Annotated in this window: 21 protein-coding genes; 10 read left to right on the top strand and 11 right to left on the bottom strand. The window is 60.2% G+C overall.

What is annotated here, in order from left to right; genetic code table 11:
* The first annotated feature begins 6 nt into the window (after window positions 1-6).
* The gene (gene ccoS / locus INS80_RS03940) at window positions 7-165 is read left to right on the top strand and encodes a cbb3-type cytochrome oxidase assembly protein CcoS (RefSeq protein ID WP_192964374.1); all 159 of its coding nucleotides are present in this window, start codon (window positions 7-9) and stop codon (window positions 163-165) included.
* Between the two features lie 76 nt (window positions 166-241).
* Here the strand turns inward: ccoS and INS80_RS03935 are convergent, their stop codons facing one another.
* Together INS80_RS03935 and INS80_RS03930 are read right to left on the bottom strand one after the other, a co-directional pair.
* Window positions 242-1,828, bottom strand: a complete 1,587-nt coding sequence (locus tag INS80_RS03935) for a D-alanyl-D-alanine carboxypeptidase family protein (RefSeq protein ID WP_192964371.1) — start codon at window positions 1,826-1,828, stop codon at window positions 242-244.
* A 298-nt stretch (window positions 1,829-2,126) separates the two neighbouring features.
* Window positions 2,127-2,840 carry an HAD family hydrolase gene (locus INS80_RS03930; RefSeq protein ID WP_192964370.1) on the bottom strand — a complete coding sequence of 238 codons (714 nt, stop codon included), beginning with the start codon at window positions 2,838-2,840 and terminating at the stop codon, window positions 2,127-2,129.
* A gap of 85 nt (window positions 2,841-2,925) precedes the next feature.
* Between INS80_RS03930 and clpS the strand changes: the two genes are divergently transcribed.
* From clpS to hemF, 4 genes are all read left to right on the top strand, one after another.
* Window positions 2,926-3,267, top strand: coding sequence for an ATP-dependent Clp protease adapter ClpS (clpS, locus tag INS80_RS03925; protein ID WP_192964369.1), 342 nt, complete (start codon window positions 2,926-2,928; stop codon window positions 3,265-3,267).
* 12 nt (window positions 3,268-3,279) lie between these two features.
* Complete coding sequence (locus INS80_RS03920; RefSeq protein WP_192964368.1) at window positions 3,280-4,269, top strand: class I SAM-dependent methyltransferase; 990 nt, start codon at window positions 3,280-3,282, stop codon at window positions 4,267-4,269.
* A 104-nt stretch (window positions 4,270-4,373) separates the two neighbouring features.
* Window positions 4,374-5,177, top strand: a complete 804-nt coding sequence (locus tag INS80_RS03915) for an SDR family NAD(P)-dependent oxidoreductase (RefSeq protein WP_192964367.1) — start codon at window positions 4,374-4,376, stop codon at window positions 5,175-5,177.
* Window positions 5,178-5,214: 37 nt separating this feature from the next.
* On the top strand, window positions 5,215-6,108 hold the full coding sequence (hemF, locus tag INS80_RS03910; RefSeq protein ID WP_192964366.1) for an oxygen-dependent coproporphyrinogen oxidase: 894 nt from the start codon (window positions 5,215-5,217) through the stop codon (window positions 6,106-6,108).
* A gap of 28 nt (window positions 6,109-6,136) precedes the next feature.
* On the opposite strand, the gene INS80_RS03905 is transcribed toward hemF, so the two are convergent.
* Both INS80_RS03905 and hemC read right to left on the bottom strand, forming a co-directional pair.
* Window positions 6,137-7,081: a fatty acid desaturase family protein gene (locus INS80_RS03905; protein WP_192964365.1), complete on the bottom strand. Its 945-nt coding sequence runs from the start codon at window positions 7,079-7,081 to the stop codon at window positions 6,137-6,139.
* Between the two features lie 74 nt (window positions 7,082-7,155).
* The gene (gene hemC / locus INS80_RS03900; protein ID WP_192964364.1) at window positions 7,156-8,115 is read right to left on the bottom strand and encodes a hydroxymethylbilane synthase; all 960 of its coding nucleotides are present in this window, start codon (window positions 8,113-8,115) and stop codon (window positions 7,156-7,158) included.
* Window positions 8,116-8,226: 111 nt separating this feature from the next.
* On the opposite strand from hemC, the gene hemE reads away from it, so the two are divergent.
* Entirely contained in the window at window positions 8,227-9,261 is a 1,035-nt protein-coding gene (gene hemE / locus INS80_RS03895; RefSeq protein ID WP_192964363.1) for a uroporphyrinogen decarboxylase, read from the top strand.
* 39 nt (window positions 9,262-9,300) lie between these two features.
* Window positions 9,301-9,462 (top strand): hypothetical protein, encoded by a 162-nt coding sequence (locus tag INS80_RS03890; RefSeq protein WP_192964362.1) that lies wholly within the window; start codon window positions 9,301-9,303, stop codon window positions 9,460-9,462.
* A 16-nt stretch (window positions 9,463-9,478) separates the two neighbouring features.
* Here the strand turns inward: INS80_RS03890 and INS80_RS03885 are convergent, their stop codons facing one another.
* From INS80_RS03885 to INS80_RS03860, 6 genes are read right to left on the bottom strand one after another with little or no spacing between them, the layout of a single operon-like run.
* Entirely contained in the window at window positions 9,479-10,636 is a 1,158-nt protein-coding gene (locus INS80_RS03885) for an acyl-CoA dehydrogenase family protein (protein ID WP_192964361.1), read from the bottom strand.
* A gap of 4 nt (window positions 10,637-10,640) precedes the next feature.
* A complete protein-coding gene (locus tag INS80_RS03880) occupies window positions 10,641-11,732 on the bottom strand; it encodes a CaiB/BaiF CoA transferase family protein (RefSeq protein WP_192964360.1) in 1,092 nt (363 codons plus the stop codon).
* A 58-nt stretch (window positions 11,733-11,790) separates the two neighbouring features.
* Complete coding sequence (locus INS80_RS03875) at window positions 11,791-12,618, bottom strand: SDR family NAD(P)-dependent oxidoreductase (RefSeq protein WP_192964359.1); 828 nt, start codon at window positions 12,616-12,618, stop codon at window positions 11,791-11,793.
* Window positions 12,619-12,638: 20 nt separating this feature from the next.
* A complete protein-coding gene (locus INS80_RS03870) occupies window positions 12,639-13,049 on the bottom strand; it encodes a MaoC family dehydratase (RefSeq protein ID WP_192964358.1) in 411 nt (136 codons plus the stop codon).
* Window positions 13,046-13,492 carry a MaoC family dehydratase N-terminal domain-containing protein gene (locus INS80_RS03865; protein WP_192964357.1) on the bottom strand — a complete coding sequence of 149 codons (447 nt, stop codon included), beginning with the start codon at window positions 13,490-13,492 and terminating at the stop codon, window positions 13,046-13,048. Before INS80_RS03865 ends, INS80_RS03870 begins: the two co-directional genes overlap by 4 nt.
* Before the next feature lie 7 nt (window positions 13,493-13,499).
* Window positions 13,500-14,684: a lipid-transfer protein gene (locus tag INS80_RS03860; RefSeq protein ID WP_192964356.1), complete on the bottom strand. Its 1,185-nt coding sequence runs from the start codon at window positions 14,682-14,684 to the stop codon at window positions 13,500-13,502.
* Window positions 14,685-14,771: 87 nt separating this feature from the next.
* Here INS80_RS03860 and INS80_RS03855 point away from each other — a divergent pair, with 87 nt between their 5' ends.
* On the top strand, window positions 14,772-15,473 hold the full coding sequence (locus tag INS80_RS03855; RefSeq protein WP_226892551.1) for a TetR/AcrR family transcriptional regulator: 702 nt from the start codon (window positions 14,772-14,774) through the stop codon (window positions 15,471-15,473).
* 6 nt (window positions 15,474-15,479) lie between these two features.
* Here INS80_RS03855 and INS80_RS03850 read toward each other — a convergent pair whose 3' ends face one another.
* Window positions 15,480-16,340, bottom strand: a complete 861-nt coding sequence (locus tag INS80_RS03850; RefSeq protein ID WP_192964355.1) for a helix-turn-helix domain-containing protein — start codon at window positions 16,338-16,340, stop codon at window positions 15,480-15,482.
* 93 nt (window positions 16,341-16,433) lie between these two features.
* Here INS80_RS03850 and pobA point away from each other — a divergent pair, with 93 nt between their 5' ends.
* Window positions 16,434-17,615 (top strand): 4-hydroxybenzoate 3-monooxygenase, encoded by a 1,182-nt coding sequence (gene pobA, locus INS80_RS03845; RefSeq protein WP_192964354.1) that lies wholly within the window; start codon window positions 16,434-16,436, stop codon window positions 17,613-17,615.
* A 71-nt stretch (window positions 17,616-17,686) separates the two neighbouring features.
* Window positions 17,687-18,547, top strand: coding sequence for a crotonase/enoyl-CoA hydratase family protein (locus INS80_RS03840; RefSeq protein WP_192964353.1), 861 nt, complete (start codon window positions 17,687-17,689; stop codon window positions 18,545-18,547).
* Window positions 18,548-18,569: the final 22 nt, after the last annotated feature.

Here is an 18,569-nt window from a genome sequence, read left to right as displayed (position 1 = left end):
TCCCGAATGAGCGTCCTGTCCTATCTTATCCCGATCTCCCTGATCCTGGGCGGAGCAGCGCTGGTGGGCTTCATTTATACGGTGCGCTCAAATCAGTATGACGACCCCGAAGGTGATGCGCGGCGTATCCTGAGTGATGAATGGGACGATCACCCAAAGCCGTAGATACCTTTCAACCCCCTGAGACAACAAAGGCCCCGAACCTGGGGCCTTCATTCGTCTTGGGAGGTAACAGTTACATTTATGAGGCGGGGCCGAGCGTTTCGCAGGTCACGTTACGTGCGCTCAGGCGCTTGCAGGCCAGTTCGGCTGTTTCCTTGGTCATGCCGAGAAAGTTTGCCTCGAACCCTTGCTTGGACTTGGCGACCTTGCGCAGAGAGCCATTCAAAGTCTCCATTTCCGACAAGGCGGTGCGCAGCAGAACCTTCTCTGCCTCATAACGGTTGGTGTAGCGACCCACGTTGATCCCCCAATACCGTCCGCCCGAAGTAGAAAGGCGGGTCACAACAACTGGCTCCGCTTCTTTCGCGGGTTCGGCCTGTGCCAGTCGGCTGGGGCGGGCTACGGGGCGCAGACCTTTGAAAAGGGTCCTGACGACCGAGGGGCCGGTGGTGGCAGCGGCGGCGGCCGGGACGACCTTTGCTTGCGCAATCGCAGCGGCGACGCTTGCCTCCAGCACCTCGGGATCCACGCGTGGTGTTTGTGCGGTGGCGGTTGCTTGAGCCACGGCGGCCTCAACCGCAGCAGCTTCGGCTGATACACCATTTTCGGTTTGTGCTTCAGCCACCAAAACTGTTTCCGCTTCGCCAGTGGAGGGACGTAGAGGTGGGCGCAGACTGGTTTTCACGAGACCGCTGACCCTGACGGTTTTTCCAGCCACACCATGTGAACCACCATTTGCCGCGACGATGTTTTCATTTCCAACGTAGGCAGGGATCTCCGGTTTGCGCAGCTTGGCCCGTGAAGGGGCGCGGCGAAAGCCCAGATCCAGAAGTTCGGCGACCTTGGCATTGCGAGAGGTCGAGGACTTGCCACCAAAGACGGTGGCGATGATGCGCTCATTGCCGCGTTTGGCCGAGGCAACAAGATTGAATCCTGCGGCGCGCGTGTAGCCGGTCTTGATACCATCGGCACCCTTGTAGGCGGCAAGCAGGCGACGGTTTGTGTTCGGAACAGTGCGAACCCCCGCGTCGGTCGACGTGCGCGAGAACAAGTTGTAGTACTCAGGATAGTCATAAAGGATATGCCGCCCAAGGGTGGTCATATCGCGGGCGGTCGACATGTGTCCGGTTTCCGTCAGGCCATGTGCATTCTTGAAGGTGGTACGCGACATGCCAAGCGCCTTGGCCGTTCTGGTCATCCGGCGGGCAAAGGCGGCTTCGGATCCCGAAAGCGCTTCACCGATTGCGGTGGCGGCATCGTTGGCCGATTTCACAGCGGCGGCACGGATTAGGTAGCGGAAGGCGATACGCTGGCCAGATTTCAGACCAAGCTTCGAGGGAGGCTCTGCCGCGGCAAACTTGCTGATACGAACTTTGGTGTCCAGACTGATCTCACCATTTCGCACGGCTTCGAATGCGATGTAGAGCGTCATCATCTTGGTGAGAGACGCCGGATGCAGCTGCGTGTCTGCATTGCGAGAGTGCAGGACTTCACCGGTGCGCGCATCAATGACCATCGCCGCATAGGGCGCGGCAGCGACCTGTTGTGGAGCAAGACCAGCAAGTGCGATTGAGAAAAGAAAACCCAATACCAATGTCACATGACGGTGCACGGCCCGCAGGACAAAGGTTGCAGGATTAAACCTGACCTGTTCGATATCTGCCATTTCTGCCTCATGTCGCCGGTTATCCGGCTGACGTTTTACTGCTTTTCTAAAACCTAACACGAAATTGCCTTGAAAGAAACAGGCTGGTTCACTCGTCTGAACGGGATACGCATGCGTTTGCCCGAGATGTTGTGAGTCCTGCCTGCGCTGCCACAACATGGGTGTTGTGTTAATAAAGGGTTGATAAAAAAAGTCGTAATTGGTTGGGCTGTTGGGGTCCGGGCGGCTCAAAAAACCTAGGAAATGGTGCGCGCCAGACACAAACTCAGGCAGCCGAGAGGGCCGACCGAACACCGTTCTAGTCGATTTGCGCGATCAGGTCTGTCAATTCACCCAAATCGGAAATCTCTGCATAGCGGGCGTGATCTTCAGGTGGTTCTGCATGTTCGACTTCCCAGACAATTCCGTGCGGCACGTAGATTCCCCAGCCACCGGCTTGGATCATGGGCACCACATCTGACCGCATCGAGTTGCCGACCATCATGCCTTTTGCCGCGCCGTGACCGTGGCGTTCAAAGATGTCTGCGTAGACGGTCGCTGTTTTCTCCGAGACGATCTCCACGCCGTCAAACATGTCGCCAAGCCCGGATTGGGCAAGTTTGCGTTCCTGATCCAGCAGGTCGCCTTTAGTCACAAGGATGATACGATATCGATCCGCAAGGCTTTCGATGGCATCGCGTGCGTGGGGGAGCAATTCGATCGGGTAGGACAGCATCATTTGACCAGCAACGATAAGCTCCTTTATGACGCTTGCGGGCACGTTCGAATCCGTCACGTCGATAGCCGTTTCGATCATCGATAGCGTAAAGCCCTTGACGCCATAACCATAGCGGCCAAGGTTGCGTTTCTCTGCGTCCAGCAGACGTGCAGCTAGTGTCTCGCCATCCATGTTCATGGGGGTGTGGTCCTGCAGCAATTCGGCAAACCGGTCCTGCGTGACGCGAAAGAACCGCTCATTGTGCCAAAGCGTATCGTCGGCATCAAATCCGATTGTTGTCAATTTGCCCGTCATTGTGGCGATACACTCTCTTTTCCTGCGCGCTCAAAACGCTATATATGCCAGGATACAAATCCAAGCACGACCGGAAACAGACGCTATGCCGCCTCAGCCAGTGATGATGACGGACAATTCGGACGACGATACCGATCTTGGGGTTCTGACCAAGACACGGCCGAAGACGCAGCGCCCGCCGCGTTACAAGGTGCTGCTGCTGAACGATGATTACACGCCGATGGAATTTGTCGTGATGGTTCTGGAGCGGTTCTTTGGCATGACACATGCGCAAGCCTTTGAGATCATGCTGACCGTACACAAAAAAGGTCTGGCCGTCGTCGGCGTCTTCAGCCATGAGATCGCCGAGACCAAGGTGGCGCAGGTGATGGACTTTGCCCGCCGCCATCAGCATCCGCTGCAATGCACCATGGAAAAAGAAGACTGAAGAGGTCCCCAGATGTCCGTACGCCTGTCGCTCGCGCTTGAGACGGGCGGCTTTGCGCTGCCCGCAGAGGGCCGTATCGCCGTATTTCACCCGCGTGTGGATCACGATCTGTCGCCGCTGCCCAAGGAGAGGCTGCTGTTGATCCAGCCGATGCGGGCCGAATATGACGCGTTTTCCGCCCAAGGGTACGACTGCCGCCCGGATCTGCCAGCGGACATGCGCTTTGCAGCGGCACTGGTGTTCCTACCGCGGGCCAAGGCGCAGGCGCGGATGAATGTGGCACAGGCCGCCGCGGTAACAGATGGACCTGTGCTGGTCGATGGCGCAAAGACCGACGGGATCGATTCGATCTACAAGGCGCTGCGCAAGGAGACATCCCCGTCCGCGCCGGTCTCCAAGGCCCATGGCAAAGTGTTCTGGTTCGATGGGGAAAAAGACCTCCTGTCCGATTGGCTGCCCGAGGGAGAGACCTTGGTCGAGGGCTTTGTGACCCTGCCGGGGGTGTTTTCCGCAGACGGCATAGATCCGGCGTCCCGGCTGTTGGCCGAGGCGCTCCCCGCCAAACTCGGACATTCCGTTGCGGATCTCGGTGCGGGCTGGGGGTATCTGTCGCGGCAGATCCTGACCCATGCGGAGGTCGAGGAATTGCATCTGGTGGAAGCCAACCACGATGCGCTGTCCTGCGCGCGCCGCAATGTCGATGATCCGCGCGCCCAGTTTCACTGGGCCGATGTGCGCGGCTGGAAGGCGCCCGGCACGATGAATGCCGTGGTGATGAACCCGCCCTTTCACAGCGGTCGCAGCGCCGAACCCGAACTGGGACAGGCCTTCATTACCGCAGCGGCCGCGATGCTAACCGGATCAGGGTCTCTCTGGATGGTCGCCAACCGGCACTTGCCTTATGAGGCGACGCTGGCCGAGCGCTTTGTCAAGGTTGAAGAGGTGGAGGGTGACAACCGGTTCAAGGTTTTGCACGCAAGCCGCCCAAAAAGGCTCCGGTGATGATGCCCTGCGCCAAGGCTCTATTGCCGGTTTCCAAAAGACCGGCTCCGGTCTAGTCTCCGGTTCAGTTTTCGCAACCTAATCCCCAGGCTTGGAGTGTCCGTATGTCCTTCTCGATTTCCGGCAAGACCGCCATCGTGACCGGTGCCTCAAGCGGGATCGGCCTGGCGATTGGCAAAAAGTTTGCCGACGAAGGCGCGAACGTCATGTTTGCCGATATCAATGAGGCGGCCCTACTGGCCGAGCTTGGAGAGCAGGCTGACGAAAGCAATATCCGGTTCTTTGCGGGCGACCTGCGCGAGCGTCTGACGATCGCAAATCTGTTGTCTGCGACGATCGATGCCTTTGAGGAGGTCGATATCCTCGTCAATGGTGCCCGTCAGGTGGTACCAAGCGACCCGCTGGATCCAAAGGATGACTCGCTGGAACTGCTGCTGACCGAGAACCTATTGCCGAACATGCGTCTGTCCCAGCACGTTGCCCGGCGGATGATCAAGCAGGGTGAGAGCCGCGAAACCGGTACGCCGCGCGGTGCGATCATCAACCTGTCGTCCATCGCAGCGCGGCGCACGCACCCGGACCTTATGGCCTATTCGGTGGCGTCAGCTGCGCTGGATCAGCTGACGCGCTCCCTGTCGGTGTCCTATGCGCCCCATGGCATCCGGGTGAATTCCATCGCTTTTGGATCGGTGATGAGCGCCTCTTTGCGTGATACGCTCAAAGACAATCGTGCCTACCGGCAAGATATCGAAAACCATACTCCACTGGGTAGGATCGCAGCACCTACGGAGCTGACCGAAACGGCGCAGTTTCTGGCTTCGGATGCCGCTGGTTTTATGACGGGACAAATCCTGACGGTCGATGGTGGCCGTACCCTGCTGGATTCTGTTGCTGCTCCCGTTCACTGACCTGTTCCCAATCCCATTGATTTGATGAGATCTGCTTATGACTGCTGACATGACCGACCAAAAAGCCCGTGCTGCCGCCTGGTTCCGGACCCTGCGCGACGACATCGTCGCCGCGTTTGAGGCGCTTGAGGACAGCCATGATACGGGTCCTTTCGCGGATCAGGCACCGGGACGATTTGAGATCAGCGAAACCCAACGCACGGCAGACGACGGATCGGATGCAGGTGGCGGGCTGATGAGCGTGATGCGCAGTGGGCGTGTCTTTGAAAAGGTTGGGGTCAATATCTCGGAGGTTTACGGCACGCTTGGGGAACGCGCTCAAAACGCTATGGCGGCCCGCAAAGGGATTCCCGGCATGAAAGACGATCCGCGCTTCTGGGCCTCTGGCATTTCTCTGGTCGCGCACATGCAGAACCCGCATGTGCCTGCCGTCCATATGAACACCCGCATGTTCTGGACACCCCATGCCTGGTGGTTCGGCGGCGGCTCGGACCTCAACCCTTGCATCGAATATGACGAGGACACCGCGCATTTCCACGCACAGCAAAAACGGCACCTCGACCCCCACGGTGCGGATCTCTATCCGCGCCTCAAGGAGTGGGCGGACGAGTATTTCTATATTCCACACCGCAAACGCGCGCGCGGGGTTGGCGGCATCTTCATGGACGACCGATGCACCGGCGATTGGGAGGCGGATTTTTCTCTGACGCAGGATATCGGGCGCGCCTTTCTCCCTGCCTATCTGCCCCTGGTGGAAAAGCGCCGGGTGCAGCCCTTTGATGACAAGGACAAGGAGGCGCAGCTGATTCATCGCGGCCTCTATGCCGAATACAATCTTGTCTATGATCGGGGCACCAAGTTCGGGCTTGAAACCGGGCACGACGCCAATGCTGTTTTGATGTCCCTCCCACCCCTGGCAAAGTGGATCTGATCGCAGGGGGTCTGCTCGCCTGCTCCGCTCAGGAGCGGCGCCAGCCTGCTTCGGCGAGGGCCTGTCCGTATCCGCGCGCAATGCGCATCTGATCTCCAAGGCCCTTGCCAAGAAGAAGCGCGTGCATGCGCCTCAGCTGCCAGCATGGCACATGCATGACCATGTGGTGCTCCAAGTGGTAGTTCACCCAGTAGGGCGCGACGAACAGGCGCGCAATCGGCCCGGCCCGCGTGGTGCGCACGTTCTGCAGCGGGTTTTCGGACTGCTCGGTTGCACCATGTTCGGCGATGTTGCGTACCCGCAGGACGAATTGGAACCAGGTCAGGTACGGCAGTAGCCAGAAGGCGAGCCCCCACCACCAGTCTCCGATCAGGCTGAACAGAAGGGTGATGCCAAGAAAGACCGGCAGTGCCCCCCACAGGCGTGGTGCCTTGAAGCTTTGGGCGAAATCGGAGCTGGCCGCCTCGATCGCATCATCGTCCCCGGCCAGTTGCAGCGACATTGCTATCTGACCCATGAGCTGTTTGATCCCGGTCTGCCCGGTCAGATCACGGGTGAACTTGCGCCGCAGGGAGGCGTGGGAGGTGGGGAACTTGGCCGAGAGCACCAGATCAGGATCCTTATCGGTCTGTGTAAAGCGGTGGTGGGTCAGGTGATAATGCCGATAGGCGCCCAGATCCGCGAGGATAGGGCGCCCGCAAAGCCAGTCGCCAAAGATCTCGTTCAGGCGGCGGGTCTTGAATAGGGCGTTGTGGGCCGCCTCGTGCATCAGGATCGCAAGGCCCAACTGGCGCGAGCCGATTACCATGATCGCCAATACTAGGGTCAGCGCGTTGGGCCAGATCGCAAACAGTGCCAATGCCAGGACAATGGTACCCCAGCAGTGCAACAGCAGCCACAGACCCATCAGGTCTGACCGCTCGGCAAGGGGGCGGATTTCATCCGAAGTGAGATAGGCCTTTCCCGGTGTCATGATCACAGTTCTCCCGCCCCGAAGTGTTCAGAGGAGCAGCGGTCCGGTCAAGAAGGGCGTGGCGTCAGGCGCGCCTAGCCGCGCCAGTCGAAGAAACCGTCCCCGGCTTGTTCTAACAGTTTTGTAGCCATTTCTCGTCCGAGTTCCGGGCCGTCCTCTATCACGCAGGTCTGCGCATCCTGCAGGGCTTCGGAGCCATCTGGACGCAGCACTTCTCCGCGCAGGCGCAGGGTGGTGCCATCCAGTTCCGCAAGGCCGGCGATGGGAGTCTCGCAAGAGCCGTCAAGGGTAGCAAGGAATGCACGCTCTGAGGCCAGGCGCTGGGCGGTTTCAAGGTCGTGGATCGCGGCCAGCATTTCGGCGGCGCGACTGTCACCCTCGCGCCGCTCGATCCCGATGGCGCCCTGGGCGACGGCGGGCAGCATATCGTCCGTATCGATGCCGGTTGCGGGCACATCGCTCATGCCAAGGCGGTTGAGGCCCGCCATGGCTAGGAAGGTGCAATCCGCCACACCGTCCGCCAGCTTTTTCAGCCGGGTCTGCACGTTGCCGCGGAACTCCACCACTTGCAAATCGGGGCGACGGTTTAGCAGCTGAGCACGCCGTCGCAGAGAAGAGGTGCCCACGACTGCCCCCGGCGCCAGTTCCTTGATCGACGACAGGCTGGGCGACACGAAGGCATCGCGCACGTCCTCGCGCGGCAGGTAGCAATCCAAGATCAGGCCTGTGGGTTGCGCCACCGGCATGTCCTTCATCGAATGGACGGCGATGTCGATTTCTCCCGACAGCATCGCCTCTTCGATTTCCTTGGTGAACAGACCCTTGTTGCCGATCTCCTTGAGCGGGCGGTCCGCCGCGATCAGCGCCTGGTTGTCCCCGGTGGTTTTGATGACGACGATCTCGAACGCCTCCGGGGGCAGGTCAAAGGCGGCGGCGAGGCGCGCGCGCGTCTCATGGGCCTGGGCCAGCGCCAGGGGCGATCCACGGGTGCCGATCTTGAGGGGCGAGGCGGGGGAGGGCAGGTTCTGTGTCATGTTTGAACCTTTATTCGCGACATTATGCCGTGACAAGCATGAGGCTCACCGCCCTTGACAATTTGCCGCTCAGGCTAGACCTCAGTACCCAAGAGACAAGCGAGGGATCCCATGGCCGAACAGAAGAAACTGCTGCGCGCATTGGCAGGCGAAAAACAACATGTGCCGCCGATCTGGATGATGCGCCAGGCCGGTCGCTACCTGCCGGAGTATCGCGCAACGCGGGCCGAGGCCGGGGATTTCCTAAGCTTGTGCTACAATTCCGAACTGGCAGCCGAGGTCACCTTGCAGCCGATCCGCCGCTACGGATTCGACGCGGCGATCCTGTTTGCCGATATCCTGTTGGTGCCGCAGGCGCTGGGCGCCGATTTGTGGTTCGTGACTGGCGAGGGACCGCGCCTGTCTACCATCACAACTGAGGCGGATTTTGCCAAGCTGGGCCCGGTTAGCGACATTCACGAGACGCTGAACCCGATCTATGAGACCCTGAAGATCCTGAAGCGGGAACTGCCCAGCGAGACGGCTCTGATTGGTTTTGCCGGGGCACCCTGGACCGTGGCAACCTATATGATCGCTGGACGCGGCACCCCGGATCAGGGACCGGCCCATGCGCTGAAGGCGGAAAACCGGGCGCTGTTCGAGGCGCTTTTGGCGCGCATCACCGAGGCAACCATCGACTATCTGTCGAAGCAGATCGAGGCAGGCGCAGAAGTGGTCAAGATCTTCGATAGCTGGGCGGGATCGCTCAAAGGCGAGGATTTCCAGAAATACGCGCTTGAACCCTGCCGCCAGATCACCGCGGCGCTGAAACAGCGTCATCCCGGCATTCCAGTCATCGGCTTCCCGCGCGAGGCGGGCGAGGGCTATATCGGTTTTGCCAAGGCGACTGGCGTGGATTGCGTTGCGGTGGACAATTCGGTGACGCCCGAGTGGGTCGCCGAACATGTGCAGGTGGATGGCTGCGTGCAGGGCAACCTAGCTTCGCGCCATATGGTGACCGGCGGGCAGGATTTGATCGACGAGACACGTCATATCGTCAAAACCCTGCGCGGTGGCCCGCATATTTTCAACCTGGGCCACGGCATCACACCAGATGCAAACCCGGACAATGTGCAGCTGATGATCGATACGGTCCGAGAGGGCTGATCGCGCGTCGCAGCCTTTCAGACAGGATGTGAGTGGACAATGGACTACGGCAAACAGGGCGGCCCGAAACTGGGCCGCAACGCGCCCTGGCATAGCGAGCACAATGCCAAGGGCACCGAGAAGAACCCCTACAGCAAGCGCGAGACCAAGGCCGAGTTGCTGGCCCGGATGAAGAAGGCCGCCGCCCAGAAGGATGGCTGAACCGATGCGCCTGACGCTATTGGGTCAGGGTGCGGGCGATCAGCTCTTTCATGATCTCGTTTGATCCGCCGTAGATTTTTTGCACGCGGGCGTCTGCGTACATATTGGCGATCGGGTATTCCAGCATGTAGCCGTAGCCGCCGTGCAACTGCAGGCATTCATCCACCACATCGCATTGCATCTGGGTCACCCACCATTTCGCCATCGAGGCGGTGGCGGCATCCAGCTCTCCGCGTAGATGTTTTGCGATGCAGTCATCCAGAAATACGCGGGCGATATGGGCGATGGTCTTGGCCTCGGCCAGCTTGAAGCGGGTGTTCTGCATCTCGATCAGTGCCTGCCCGAAGGCGCGCCGCTCTGAGGTATAGGCGACGGTGTCTTCCAGCGCCTTTTCGATCACCGCAGCAGCCCCCAGTGCAATCACCAAGCGTTCCTGTGGCAGCGCCTTCATCAGCTGGTAGAACCCCTGTCCTTCTACCCCGCCAAGCAGATTCTCGGGCGGCACGCGCACCTCGTCAAAGAACAGCTCGGATGTGTCCTGGCTCTTGAGGCCCAGTTTTTCGAGGTTGCGACCCCGTGCAAAGCCTTCGGCGCCCTCGGTTTCCACTACCAGCAGCGAGATCCCCTTGGCACCCTGTGAGGTATCCGTCTTGCAGACTACGATGATCAGATCGGCCTGCTGGCCATTGGTGATGAAGGTCTTGGAGCCGCTGAGCACATAGTCGTTGCCATCGCGCAGGGCGTTGGTCTTGATGTTCTGCAGGTCCGATCCGGTGCCGGGTTCGGTCATGGCAATGGCGCAGACCATCTCTCCGCTGGCCATCTTGGGCAGCCAACGCTGTTTCTGATCCTCGGTGCCGTAATCAAGGAAATAGCCCGCGCAGATCTGGCTGTGGACCGAGTTGCCAAAGCCGGAAAACCCCGCCGCGCGGAATTGTTCGGTGGTGATCACCGCCTCGTGCCGGAAATCGCCGCCCATGCCGCCGTATTCTTCGGGGACCGAGGCGCAGAGGAGGCCGAACTCCCCCGCCTTGTTCCAGAACTCCCGGTCGATATGGCCCTGTTTCTGCCAGCGTTCCTCGTGCGGGGTCATTTCGGCGGTGAAGAAGCTGCGGCAGCTGTCTTGCAGCATCGTGAGTTCGTCATTCATCCAGGGGGAGCTATGCGCGGTCATGGCATCAATCCTTGTCACGGCCCAGTTCGGCCAGAATCTCTTTTGCGTGTTGTCCGCGAACGGGGCTTTCGGGTGGCGTCCAGTCGCCTGCACCTGAAAACCGCGGGGCAGGGGCGGCCTGCAGCGCGCCATGCGCCTCGACCCAGGTGCCGCGGGCGTTCATCGGGTGGGTCAGCGCCTCGCGGGGACTTAGAACCGGAGCAACGCAGGCATCGGTGCCTTCGAAAATACCGGCCCAGTGATCGCGCGGCTGGCTGGCGAAGATTCCGGCCAGACGCCCGGTCAGCGCGGGCCAGAGCGTCTTGTCGAACTGGCGCTGGAAGTCTGGGTCGTCGGACAGGTCCATCAGCGAGAGGAACTGCGCATAGAATTTCGGCTCAAGGCATTGCACCGACATGAACCCGCCATCTGCGCAGGCGTAGGTGCGGCTCCAGTGCGGGCCGTCCAGCAGGTTCTGCCCCCGCGCATCGCCAAAGTTTCCGGCCTGACGGATGCTCATCAGGAGGTTCATCATATGGGCCGAGCCGTCATAGATCGCCGCATCGACCACGCAGCCCTCGCCGCTGGTGCGGGCGCGCAGGATCCCGGCCAGCATACCGGCCACCAGATACATGGCGCCGCCGCCGATATCGCCAACCAGCGTGGCCGGTGTCAGCGGTGCATCACCGGGATTGGATCCGTACCACAGGGCTCCGGACAGGGAGATGTAGTTGAGATCATGCCCGGCAGCATGAGACAGGGCGCTGTCCTGCCCCCAGCCGGTCATGCGGCCAAAGACAAGGGCCGGGTTCACCGTATGGCAGGCCTCGGGACCGATGCCGAGCTTTTCCATTACACCGGGGCGGAAGCCCTCGATCAGACCATCGGCACTTTCCACCAGCGCCAAGAAGGTCTCGATATCGCCGGGATCTTTCAGATCCAGCTCGATCGAGCGTTTGCCGCGATCCAGCACCGAACGCTCCGGCATGCCGGGGGTGACGCCGCCGCCCTTGCGGTGGATGCAGATCACATCCGCGCCCATATCGGCCAGTGTCATCGCGGCGAATGGGCCGGGGCCAAGGCCTTCTACCTCTATGATGCGGGTGCCTTCCAGCATGCTAATGCCTCCCAGTTTTGGTGGCCCGCCCCCGTTGCATTGGGCAGGCCGTTTGGCATCAGGTCCCGGATAGGCCGCCGCCCACGATCAGCGTCTGGCCCGAGACGTAGTTGCTTTCGGGAATGCAGAAGAGATAGACGCCGCCCGCGGCCTCTTCCGGCGTGCCGGCACGACCCAGGGGGATCATCATTTCCATGCCCTGCACCAGTTTCTTGGGGATGCCGATGCCGATCTTGTTGCCTTCGACCTCGATCGATTTCTTCTCGTCCGTGGCTTCGGTCAGGCGGGTGGAGATCATGCCAAAGGCCACCGCATTGACGTTCACCTTGAAGCGGCCCCATTCCTTGGCCATGGTTTTCGTCAGGCCGATGACGCCGGATTTAGCTGAGGAGTAGTTGGCTTGGCCCGGGTTGCCGCCGGTGCCCGAGATCGACGAGATGTTCACCACCTTGCGGAAGACTTCGCGCCCCTCGGCGGCCTCCTGAGCGGCGGCTTGGGTGATAAAGGGGGACGCCGCGCGCAGGATCTGGAAGGGAGCTTTCAGGTGCACGTCGATCATGGCGTCGAACTGTTCGTCGCTCATCTTGCCGATGAAGCTGTCCCAGGTGTAGCCCGCATTGTTGACGATGATGTCGACGCCGCCGAACTTGTCGATGCCGCCCTGGATGAAATCATCGGCAAAGCCCTGCGCGGTGACCGAGCCCGCGACGGCCAACGCCTTGCCGCCCATCGCCTCAATCTCGGCGACGACCGCGTTTGCCGGTTCTGCGTCCAGATCATTCAGCACCACATTGGCGCCGTCCTCGGCTAGTTTCAGCGCGATGGAGCGGCCGATGCCGCGGCCTGCGCCGGTGACATAGGCGGTCTTGCCTGCAAGTTTGCTCATCTTTTCAGTGTCCTTTGTCGTTATGGCAGCTCGATCAGGGCGGTTCCGGCCAGTTTGACCTCACCGTTTTGATCGGAAGCTTCGATTTCCAGCGCCACCAGATTGCCGTCGCGCTTTTCCACCACCTTGCCGGTGCAGGTGATCACCGCATGCACCTGGGTGATCGCCACGAAGCGGGTGGTGAATTCGCGCAAGGCCGATTGCGGCACCCAGCCCGTAAGGAGGCGGCCCAGATAGGCCATGTTCAGCATGCCATGGGCAAAGACATCCGGCATGCCTGCGCGTTTGGCGAAATCGATATCGATATGGATCGGGTTGTGATCGCCCGAGGCCCCGGCGAACAGGGCAAGCGTGGTGCGGGTGATCTTCTTGGTGGTCAGCGGCGGAAGCGCGTCGCCCACATTGATCTCTGCAAAGGTTGGCATGCTCATTGCGGGTGCCTCACGATCACGGTGCGGGTCATGCTGCCGACATCTTCGCCCAGCTGGTTGGTGGCCGAGGTTTTCAGATGCACGAACTCCATGGCGCCGCCTTTCTTGGCGTAGATGTCAGTGACTTCGCTCACGAGGGTGATGGTGTCCCCGGCGCAGATCGGCGCGCCGTAGGTAAAGGCCTGTTCGCCGTGCAGCACCTTTGCGATGTCGATCTTCAAGAGCGTGATGAAATAGAAGGGATCCTCCCGATCCAGATCGAGCGAAAAGAGATAGGTGGGCGGCGCAAGCAGGCTGCGATAGCCTGCCGCTTGCGCGACCGCCTCATCCAGATAGACGCGGTCACTCTGGCCGGTGGCGCGGGCGAAATCCCGCAACCGACCTTTCTCAACCGTGACCTGATATGGCGTGGTCACGTGGCCGATGAAGGAGGTGTCGATCATCGCTACCTCACTGCGCCTGATACATGGTGACGACACAGGCGCCACCAAGGCCAAGATTGTGCTGCAGCGCGGTGCGGGCGCCTTCCACTTGCGTGCTGCCTGCGGTGCCGCGCAGCTGACGGGTCAGCTCGTAGCACTGCGCGAGGCCGGTCGCGCCTAGGGGATGCCCCTTGGAGAGCAGCCCGCCCGAGGGATTGGTCACATATTTGCCTCCATAGGTGTTGTCGCCATCGGCGATGAACTTGGAGGCCCCGCCCTCGGGGCAGAGACCCAGCCCTTCGTATGTGATCATCTCGTTGTGGGCGAAACAGTCGTGCAGTTCGACCACATCGACGTCTTCGATGCCGATGCCGGTCTGCTCCTGCACCTGTTTGGAGGCGGCGGCGGTCATGTCATAGCCGACGACCTTCATCATGTCGTGGTCTTCAAAGGTGCTGGCATAATCGGTGGTCATTGCCTGACCCACGATCTGAACATTGCTGCCAAGGCCATGTTTCTTGGCATAGGCTTCGCTCACCACCACGGCAGCCGCCGCGCCGCAAGTTGGCGGGCAGGCCATCAGGCGGGTCATGACGCCCTCCCAGATCATCGGGCTCTCCAGCACGTCTTCGGGGGTCAGCTCATTGCGGAAGAGGGCGAGGGGGTTGTTCACGGCATGGCGGCTGGCCTTGGCGCGGATGCGGGCCAGATCCAGCATGGTGGAGCCGTATTTTTCCATGTGCGATTTGCCTGCGCCGCCGAAGTAACGCAGAGCTAGCGGGATTTCGGGGTGGCCAACCAGATCGTCGGTTTCCGCGTCAAAGGCATCAAATGGGCTGGGCCGGTCTGTCCAATGCGAGGTCAGTGCGCCGGGCTTCATGTGTTCAAAACCCAGCGCCAGCGCCACATCAACTGCGCCGGAATCCACTGCCTGACGCGCCATGAACAGGGCCGTCGACCCAGTCGAGCAGTTGTTGTTCACGTTCATCACCGGAATGCCGGTCATGCCCACTTTGTACAGAGCGGCCTGCCCGCAGGTACTGTCGCCATAGACATAGCCCGCATAGGCCTGCTGCACCGCATCATAGGGAAGGCCCGCATCCGCCAGCGCATCGCGCACGGCGGCGGCGCCCATTTCTGTGTATGGGTCATTTTGACCGGGCTTGGCGAATTTGGTCATGCCTACTCCGGCGACCATCACATTTGTAGACATTGGCTCTCTCCCATGCGGCGAGTCGAAATTACACTTGCGGGTTACTTTCGGTTGGGGGTGGGCAAACTGTCAAGAAGTGTGTAACTGATGAGTGTAATTACCGGGCGTCAATTGTTTGGGGCCACGATTGAGCATGGGACGGTGACGGGCATTGCGATGGGGAACAAGACCTGGACACAGACGGCTGATAGCCGAAGTGCGCAGCGTGAGATCAAGCGCCGCGCGGTGTTGATGGCGGGGGCACGTCTGTTCAACGATCAAGGCTATGAGCAGACCTCGTTGGAGGATATCGCGGCGGCGCTCAACATCACCAAGCGGACAATCTATTATTACGTGCAAAGCAAGGAGGATATCCTGTTCGGCTGCCAGCAGCTGAGTCTTGAATTCCTTGCTGATGTGATGGAGAGCAGCCGCGACGAAAGCCTGCCCGTTCAGGAGCGAATTTCGCGGCTGGTTGGCGGGTATTGCGAATGGGTTTCGACTGACTTGGGCGCCAGCCTTGCTATGGTGCGTCCATACAGCCTGTCGCCTGAGCGGCGCGAGGCCCTTCACGAGGGCAAGGCGCGGTTCGATTTTCAATTGCGCGCATTGATCGAACAGGGGATCCGGGAGGGGGTGATCCGTCACTGCGACCCTCGGCTTGTCGCGGCCGGCGTGTTCGGGGCGCTGAACTGGATCCCGTTCTGGAACCGGACCGCGCGTCCAGTGCCCCACGAGGAGATTGCCGAGCAATATCTGGCCATGATCATGAATGGCCTTCTGCCGTCGCCGCAAAAACCCGATGCCTGACGCGGATCAGTCGGCCTCGCCCAATCGGGTGCGAAACCGACGCGGCGGCATGCCAGTACCCTTGGTGAACACGCGGCTGAAATGTGCCGGATCGCTGAATCCCAGTTCATATGCGATCTGGGCGGCGCTGAGCGAGGTGTAAAGAAGCATCCGGCGGGCTTCTCTCAACATGCGCTCATTCACCAGGTGCGAGGCTGACTGGCCTGTCACCTGATGTACGATCCGGTTAAGATGCGTTGGAGAAACTGCAAGATCGCTGGCATAGTCTGCCAGCGGCCTACGGGTTCGAAAATGCGTTTCGACGAGGATCTCGAAGCGCGAGAAGATCGGATTTCCCGCATCCGTGCGGGCTTGTCCCTCGGCCTCGTATATGTAGCGCGCCACAAGGGCCGTCAGACTGCCTGCCAGTGATCGCAACAATTGAGCCCGTGCAAAGTTCTGCCCATGGTACTCACGGTACAGAGTTTCGGCCATGGCACGCAAATCCGTTGGAAGCGGCTTGACGCAGGCGTGATCGAGAGGTTTGCGTACCCCTTCGCCGTTGCGGATTGAGTGATCCAGAAGATCCGATGGAAATGTTGCCACCCAGCCGCTGGTCTCAGGCTCGAACCGATAGCCATGCACGACGCCCCGAGGAATATTGACGAAACATGGCGCAGGCAGGTTGTGGCCGGTTCCGTCCAGATCGACCGTGCCGCCGCCGCTTGTCATGAAAAGGACCTGATGCAGTCTGGCGTGCCGATGCGGGGACAGTTCCCAGTCGTGCTGCTCCGAGCGGGAGCGAATGGTCTCCACATGCAGAACATCCGCCAGTTCGTCCGTTTCCCCGAAGAGATTGTAGCTGCGGATCTTAAGTGCGTTTGACATGTTTGAAATGTACAAGAAGTTGCGCGCATGGTCCATTCGCAAAGGATGTTGGACACGGCATATTCACGCTCACTTCGCAAGGGAGGCGCGTTTATGACTGTTCACAAAACCCAGGTCGCAATCATTGGTGGGGGGCCGTCGGGGCTGCTTTTGTCGCAGCTTCTGCACCGCAAGGGGATCGAAAGCATCGTCTTGGAGCGTCAGAGCCGAGATTATGTCCTTGGGCGCATTCGAGCGGGTGTGCTTGAGCGTGGTTTCGTCAACCTGATGCGGGAAGCGGGATGCGCAGAGCGTATGGATGCCGAGGGTGAGGTGCACGAGGGTTTCTTCATCGCTCATCAGGGGCGCAATGATCGCATCGATCTTGAAAAATATGCGAATGGTGCCACCGTGATGGTTTATGGACAGACCGAGGTGACGCGTGACCTGTATGAGGCCCGTGACGTCATGGGCGGTGTGGTCATTCACGAGGCGGCCAATGTGCAACCCAAAGATCTTAAGTCTGATGCGCCTTATGTGACTTATGAAAAGGACGGCGAAGAGCACCGTGTGGATTGCGATTTCATCGTCGGTGCGGATGGTTTTCATGGGGTCAGCAGAAAGTCGATCCCGTCGGATGTGCTCAAGGAATACGAGAAGGTTTATCCCTTTGGCTGGCTCGGCGTCCTGTCAGAAACCAAGCCGGTCTCGCCCGAGTTGATCTACGCGCGGCACGAGCGCGGCTTTGCGCTGTGTTCATTGCGCAGTCAGGTTCTGAGCCGGTATTACATTCAGGTGCCACTCACGGACAAACCTGAAGACTGGTCTGATGACGCTTTCTGGGAAGAACTGAAGCGCCGTCTGCCAGAAGATGTTGCGGCCGGGCTTGAAACCGGACCGACGATCGAAAAGTCCATTGCCCCCTTGCGCAGTTTTGTGGCGGAACCGATGCGCTATGGCAACCTGTTCCTCGCTGGCGATGCCGCTCATATCGTGCCGCCAACCGGCGCCAAGGGGCTGAACTCGGCCGCGTCTGATATCTTCTATCTCTATCATGGTTTCATGGACCATTATTTGAAAGGCGACAGCGCCGGGCTTGATGGGTACTCCGAAAAGGCTCTGGCGCGCGTCTGGAAAGCAGAGCGTTTCAGTTGGTGGATGACCCGGTTGCTGCATCTCTTCCCGGACGCGGAAGAGGTGGATCAGCGCCTGCAATGCGCCGACCTTGATTATCTGTTCTCGTCCGAAGCTGCGCAGGCATCGCTCGCTGAGAATTACGTGGGACTGCCCTACTGACGTTGCGTTCGCCCGGCTTCGTATCGGGCGCTGGCCGTGCTTTCCTCCCTCGCACTAGAGGGAGGAAAGCTGTGACAACCGTAGCATATGAAAAAGACGGTCGGATCGGGCGGATTACGCTGAACCGGCCGAATGTGATGAACGCGATCGACGACCGGATGCCGCAGGATCTTGCTGCGGCAGTGGCGCGGGCGGATGCAGATCCCGGGGTGCATGTGATGGTGCTCTCGGGCGCGGGGGAAGCCTTCTGCGCAGGATATGACCTTGCGTACTATGCTGAAGGCAACGGGTCCGGTGAAGCAACGCAAGCAATGCCTTGGGACCCCATCAAGGATTACCGGTTCATGTGGGAGAATACTCAGCATTTCATGTCGCTCTGGCGTGCGGTGAAGCCCGTGGTCTGCAAGGTGCACGGTTTCGCCGTGGCGGGTGGGTCTGACATCGCGCTGTGCGCCGATATGACGATCATGGCCGAGGAGGCTCAAATCGGCTACATGCCTGCCCGCGTCTGGGGGTGTCCCACCACAGCCATGTGGGTCTATCGGCTGGGTGCCGAAAAGGCGAAGCGGATGCTGTTCACCGGGGACAAGATCTCCGGGCGCGAGGCGGCGGATACGGGTCTGATTTTGAAGGCCGTGCCTCAGGAACAATTGGATGATGCAGTGGAGGAGCTCGCTGCGCGGATGGCAACGGTTCCGATCAATCAGCTAGCCATGCAAAAGATGGTGATCAACCAGGCTATCGAGCAGACTGGCATGATGCAGACGCAACGGCTGGCCACCATCTTTGACGGGATCACGCGGCATTCTCCCGAGGGGATCGCCTTCAAGGAACGCTCCGAGGAAATGGGTTGGAAGCACACGGTTCGGGAGCGGGATGAGGGCACCTATGACTGGACGCTCAAAGAGGAACTTCCGAAAGGAAACCGTTAACGCGAGGGCTTGCCTTGGGGCG

The sequence above is a fragment of the Phycobacter azelaicus genome, from assembly GCF_014884385.1.
Taxonomy (GTDB): domain Bacteria; phylum Pseudomonadota; class Alphaproteobacteria; order Rhodobacterales; family Rhodobacteraceae; genus Phycobacter; species Phycobacter azelaicus.
The sequence above is the reverse complement of the archived record's forward strand: the minus strand, read 5'-3'. Positions and strand labels throughout refer to the sequence as shown.